The organism is Serratia sp. (in: enterobacteria) (assembly GCF_046715635.1).
GTDB lineage: Bacteria > Pseudomonadota > Gammaproteobacteria > Enterobacterales > Enterobacteriaceae > Chania.
In genome coordinates, this window is record NZ_JBKJYW010000201.1 from 1 (window position 1) to 5,533 (window position 5,533).

The 5,533-nt window shown below is 57.2% G+C and carries 4 protein-coding genes; all 4 read right to left on the bottom strand.

Features of this window, described 5'->3' with window-relative positions; genetic code table 11:
- Positions 1-4: 4 nt before the first annotated feature.
- The 4 genes from ACLQ7H_RS10005 to tssK are packed head-to-tail and all read right to left on the bottom strand — an operon-like array spanning position 5 to position 5,507.
- Entirely contained in the window at positions 5-787 is a 783-nt protein-coding gene (locus ACLQ7H_RS10005) for a helix-turn-helix domain-containing protein (RefSeq protein ID WP_411752522.1), read from the bottom strand.
- Positions 784-3,384, bottom strand: coding sequence for a type VI secretion system ATPase TssH (gene tssH / locus ACLQ7H_RS10010; RefSeq protein WP_411752523.1), 2,601 nt, complete (start codon positions 3,382-3,384; stop codon positions 784-786). Before tssH ends, ACLQ7H_RS10005 begins: the two co-directional genes overlap by 4 nt.
- A 9-nt stretch (positions 3,385-3,393) precedes the next feature.
- A complete protein-coding gene (gene icmH, locus ACLQ7H_RS10015; RefSeq protein WP_411752524.1) occupies positions 3,394-4,161 on the bottom strand; it encodes a type IVB secretion system protein IcmH/DotU in 768 nt (255 codons plus the stop codon).
- On the bottom strand, positions 4,161-5,507 hold the full coding sequence (gene tssK / locus ACLQ7H_RS10020; protein WP_411752525.1) for a type VI secretion system baseplate subunit TssK: 1,347 nt from the start codon (positions 5,505-5,507) through the stop codon (positions 4,161-4,163). The genes icmH and tssK overlap by 1 nt, the downstream gene beginning before the upstream one ends.
- Between the last annotated feature and the right edge of the window lie 26 nt (positions 5,508-5,533).

Sequence of the window (5,533 nt, forward strand, 5' to 3'; positions counted from 1 at the left end):
ATAGCTAACACCTGTATTTCGCCAACTTGTAACCCAGGGTGCGCGGCGTGATCCCCAGGCTGTCAGCGATGCGGTTTTTGTCATTGCCGTACAGACGCTGGCGCTGCGTCAGTACCGCGGCTTCAAACGCCTCCACCGCGCTAGACAGGTCATCTATCTTGCTGTAATCGCGTGATAGCTCTGGCGAGGTGGAGACGTCGGAGGTGCTCAGCGAGATCATCAGCTCATCCAACTGTTTTTCACGCACCTTGAACATCGAACGCAGCTGGACCAGTTGCGTTCGCAGATGCTCCACCTCTTGCAGTTTGTTGAGGCGGTGCTGAAAAATCTGGCAATAGATGGAAAACATGCCGCGGCTGTCCACAAATCGATCGATATCTTCGGCAAACACCGCAATCACCCCGCAGGCCCGCCCCTGAAAATCAAACAGCGGTACGCCATACATGCTGCAGCCGTTGGGCAACGCCTCAATAAAACCGCGAAAGCCGTCATCTTCGATGCGCACTCCGCGATTGAGCGCGTACCAGACTTCTGGCGCGCCGTTGCGCAGCACCCGCACCAACGGGTGGTTGGTGTCTTCGATATCGGCTTCCAGTTTCACCGTGGCGCGCCGGTTGGCATCAGACAGACGGACACATTCCAACTGCCCCTCGCTGGCGTTGAACATCGCTACCATCAAACCGTCGAACCCGTGACGGTGGTGATCCAGCGTCAAAAAACCATGGACCAAATGCTCGACCGAATCGTTTTCCAGCAGCGCCAGCAAGCATTTCAGCCGTTGCCTCATGGTGCCTCCTCGACCTGTGCGGTAAACGCATTTCCCTCCGTGGCAATGCGGATATGGCTAATCGCCGTACCTGCCGCCATTTTTTGCAATAGCAGTAGGGAAACCGGTGGCAGCAACGCCCCGTCAATAATCGACTCCAGCATGCGCGCCCCGTTCTCGGCACGGGTGGCGCGCAGTAGGATCTCTTCGATCACCTCAGGCTCTATCACCACCTCGGCGCTAAAGCGCTGGCGCAGCAGGTTATCCAGGCGTTTGAGCTTGCCGTGGATGATGGTCTGCAGCGTGTCCTTGCCCAGCGGCAGGTAAGGCACCACTTCCATACGCGCCAACAAAGCGGGTTTGAAGAAGGCCGCCAGCTCGGGGTAAAGCAATTCACCCAGCAGTTCCGGCTGTTCGGCGTGATCGACAATGGTCTGATAGCCCAGGTTGGAGGTCAGGAAGAACACCACGTTCTTGCAGTCGATGATGCGCCCTTCGCCATCGGCCAGTTCACCTTTGTCGAACGCCTGATAGAACAGGTTGAGCACGTCGGGATGGGCTTTTTCGACTTCATCGAGCAGCACCACCGAATAGGGTTTCTGGCGGATGGCTTCTGTCAACACGCCGCCTTCGCCATAGCCCACATAACCCGGCGGTGAACCGATCAGGCGCGAAACGGTGTGTTTTTCCTGGAACTCGGACATGTTGATGGTGGTGAGATAGTGGCGCCCGCCGTACAACAGCTCGGAGATCTGTAATACGGTTTCGGTTTTACCGACGCCACTTGGCCCCACCAGCAGGAAGGCCCCCATTGGGCGGCCTGGACGGCGCAAATCGGCCCTGGCGGTCAGCAGGTGCTGATGCAGGCAGTGGATCGCGGTTTCCTGGCCTTTGATTTGTTCGCCAAGATACGTTGGCAGCTCGGTCACCACCGACAGTTCGCTCTGCGACAGGCGGTTTAACGGCACGCCGGTCCACTCGGCGATCACTGCTGCGATCTGATGTTTATCCACGTGCGGAGAAACCAAGGTTTGATGCTGTTGCAGTTGTTCCAGCTCGGCACCCAGCGCAGCCAGATTAATGGCTTGTTCTTCCGTAGCGTTCTCTTCCTGCGTCAGTAGCTCCCCCCGCAGAGCGATGATCTGCTGCACCAACTGCTGCTGGGTTTGCCAACTGGCATTCAGATCCGTCAGTTGCTGTTCGATCTCCGCGCGCTGTTGCTGCAATACGGATAAACGCTCATCCGGCTGGCTCAGGTTGAGGCGCTGTTCACGCTCCAACATCTGGATTTCCATCGCCTGCTGGTGCAACTGCGTTTTCAGTGCCGATACCTGGCGCGGTGCCGAAGTCAGGTTGATCGCCACCCGCGCGGCGGCGGTATCGAGCACGTCGATGGCCTTGTCCGGCAGTTGGCGGCCAGAGAGATAGCGATCGCTGAGCACCGCTGATGCCTGAAGCGCCTCGTCGTCGATCAGCACACCATGCGCCTTTTCATAGATGGTGCGCAGACCACGCATGATCACCGTAGCCTCTTCGGCACTCGGCTCAGAAACCTTCACCAGTTGGAAACGGCGCGACAGCGCGGCGTCTTTCTCAAAATACTTTTTGTATTCGCTCCAGGTGGTGGCGGCGATGGTTTTCAGCTCACCGCGCGCCAACGCCGGTTTCAGCAGGTTGGAGATATCCAGGCCACCCTGCTGATTGCCCGCGCCGATCAGCGTATGGGCTTCATCAATAAACAGGATGATCGGCGTGGCTGACTGGGCAACTTCCGCCATGATCCCCTTGAAGCGCTTTTCGAACTCGCCTTTTACCGCAGCACCGGCCTGCAACGCGCCGAGATCCAGCGTCATCAGTTCGCTGTTGCACAGCTTTTCCGGCACCTGGCCGTCCACGATGCGCAGCGCCAGTCCTTCGATCAGGGCGCTTTTACCCACACCGGCCTCACCCACCACGATCGGGTTGTTCTTGCGGCGGCGGCACAGGATATCGATCATCAGGTCAATTTCTTCGTCGCGGCACAGCACCGGATCCAGCGTGCCTTTACGGGCCTGCTCGGTCATGTTGCTGGCATAGCGAGCCAGCAGGCTTTCGCCGGTGGCGGCTGCGGCGGTTTTATCGCCCGCTTTCGCTACCCGAGGGGCTTCTGCGGAATCAGCGGTCCAGTCAGCAAAGTTCTGGCGCAATAGTTCGCGGTTCACCGGGGATAACAACCGGCTGGCCGCCGGTGTTAAATAACGCATAGGGCTCAGCAGTAAGGTCAGTAACATCACCCCGCCACGCAGCTGGCTGTGATCCATTTCAGCCGACGCCAACAACCAGCTGTCCTGCAACCACTCCACCAGTAAAGGGGAGAAGCTGGGATAAGCCTGAGTGACCGACTGATAGCCGGAAATACGTTGATCGAGTGACTCACGCAATGCGTCAGTGTCCACGCCAGCATGATTAAGGATCACCCTGACGTCGCTTAAGGGGCTGGCGACCATCTGCATTAATACCTGCGAGACCGTCACTTCCGCTTCCTGCAGGCTGACGCAGTGTGCCGCCGCGGCCTCCAGGGCATGGCGGGCGATGGGATTAAGGCGGTTTACCAGCGTGGGCAAGTCAATTTGAATCATCTGTGCTTCCTAGCTCAATAAATTGTTTAGCTGCTGCAAAATATCCTGAGTCTGTCCATGCAACTGGATGGCATAAAACAGGTAAATCACCGTCAACAGGCCCAAGCCCCCCCATAACAGATGCTTGATGGTCAACCGTTTACTCAGGTAATAACGCCCACCGAGGCGGCTTTGTTTCTGGTGCAGGACGGTGGCTGGCGCTTCACCGCGCAGCTGTTGCAGTTGGTGATGCAGCCGGCGGAACAGCCGTTCAAAGTCATCGCTGTTTTGCAATGTCACCTTGTAGCGGCCGCGATAACCCAGGCAGAAACACAGGTAAATGAACTCCAGCAGATCCTGATAACGTTTGGGTTCACCCATCAGGCGTTCCAGCAGGACGTACACCTTCTCACCGCCCCAGGTTTCGTTATGGAAATGCACCAGCAAGGACTGCTGCAACCAGCCGTTTTGCGTATTCCAACCGTGCCCTAACGCCGTCTCATCGATAAAGGTACAAAGCACGTAGCGGAACGAAACGATCGCCCCTGGCTCGTAGCCTTTGGTTTGCAGGAACTGCTCAATAGCGCGGATATCCGTTACCACCTGCTGATAAAGCTGGTCTGGCAGCGGCTGGTTTTCCATATCTTTCAAGCGCAGCACCATGCCGAGTAACGGCGTGGCGGCGTCCACCATCGCATTCAGGCTCTCACCGCGCAGCGGGAGCTGATATTGCCGATACGAAGTGACGGTTTCCGTTTCGGGCAGCGCTGGGTTATCCGTGACGGCATGCATTTTCATTAGCTGCTCCTAATCGCCCAGAACTGCATATCCAGTTCAGGGAAATCTCCCGAAACGTGGAAGGCAATCGCGTTGCTTTGCAGGACCTCTTTCCAGGTCGGGCTTTGTCGATCCAACATGAAGTAGGTATAGCCGGAATGGTAAGGCAGCTGACGCGGTGCGGCAGAGAGCGCCACCAGCGGTACACCAGGCAGTTGCAGGCTAACCAGCTCACGGATTTTCTCCAGCGAGGTAATTTTGGTTTGCTGCACGAATTTGCGCCGCAGCTCTTCCTGCGGGATCTGCGCCCGGACGGCCAGCACAAAGTCGGCGCTGCGCAACAGATCGCTATCGTTGATCGTTCCCACACGAATGCCGTTAGGCTGTGGATGCAGCTGTACCGAGATGGCACGCGGTGTCAGCACCGTGCTGAGCGTTTGGCGCATCGCCAGGAAGAGCGGCTGGAAGCAGTCGGTCAGGTTGTCATGGTTATAGACGATGAAGCTGCCTGCCAGACGTGACTCGTCGGTAAAGGTGCGCAACTCGCCACAGGTTTGTACCAGGTGGCTATAAAAATCCTGTGGATGCAGCACCGCCTGATGAGACAGATGGGTGAACAAGGGCTGCATGCGGTTAAACACCTGCAGCATCATGAATTCGGCCACGTCGGCAATTCCCTGCTGGCCCGGCGAACCGATGCGTTTGGCTAACAGCCGGGCGCGCTCCACCAAAGTGCCTTCCACTTCATCCATAAAGTCTTTCAACTGTACGGAGGCGTGCAGGGTGGTGCAGGTAGGAATAAACTCTTCATCCAGGATCAGCGAGCCATCCGGGTGCTTCTCTTTGATGCGGCAGACCGGCAGCACGGAATAGGCGCTGAGATCTTCGGAACCCTGCATCAAACGCGGTGCCAACTGGGCCAGCAGCAGCTGGCTGACATCGCCGCCGTCGGTGTGCAAATCGCGCACGTCATCGGTATGTTCAGCGTAGCGGATCGCCCCAGGCAGTTGGCTATGTGGGCTGGCAACCTCATTGATGGCGTCGTTGAGCATTGGCAACGCCAGATAGATATCGCGGCTGGCGGCATCGTTGCAGTTCAGTACGTCCAGCGGCTTGGGCGAGCGATCCTGATAAGGGATATCAAACACGGTGCCATCTGCCATGCTGCCGCTGGCGTTGGTCAAGCCGATACGCCCCAGCTTCAGCAGTTCCTGATTGATCTGCAACGAGTGGAAGCCATAGGTGTAATTGGTCAGCGCGGTGATGCGGCGCTGCAGCTGATAATCGTTATGTCTTTGTTGCTGTTGAAAGTGTTGTGGCTTAATGAACAGGCCTTCGCGCCAGATCACTCGATTCTTGGTCGGCATGGTTATTCTTCCTCTTTCCTTAAGTC

What these genes read in the sequence shown, in the direction of transcription:
- tssH (WP_411752523.1), bottom strand. Translation starts at nt 3,384, where the DNA reads ATGATTCAAATTGACTTGCCCACGCTGGTAAACCGCCTTAATCCCATC.
- tssK (WP_411752525.1), bottom strand. Translation starts at nt 5,507, where the DNA reads ATGCCGACCAAGAATCGAGTGATCTGGCGCGAAGGCCTGTTCATTAAG.
- icmH (WP_411752524.1), bottom strand. Translation starts at nt 4,161, where the DNA reads ATGAAAATGCATGCCGTCACGGATAACCCAGCGCTGCCCGAAACGGAA.
- ACLQ7H_RS10005 (WP_411752522.1), bottom strand. Translation starts at nt 787, where the DNA reads ATGAGGCAACGGCTGAAATGCTTGCTGGCGCTGCTGGAAAACGATTCG.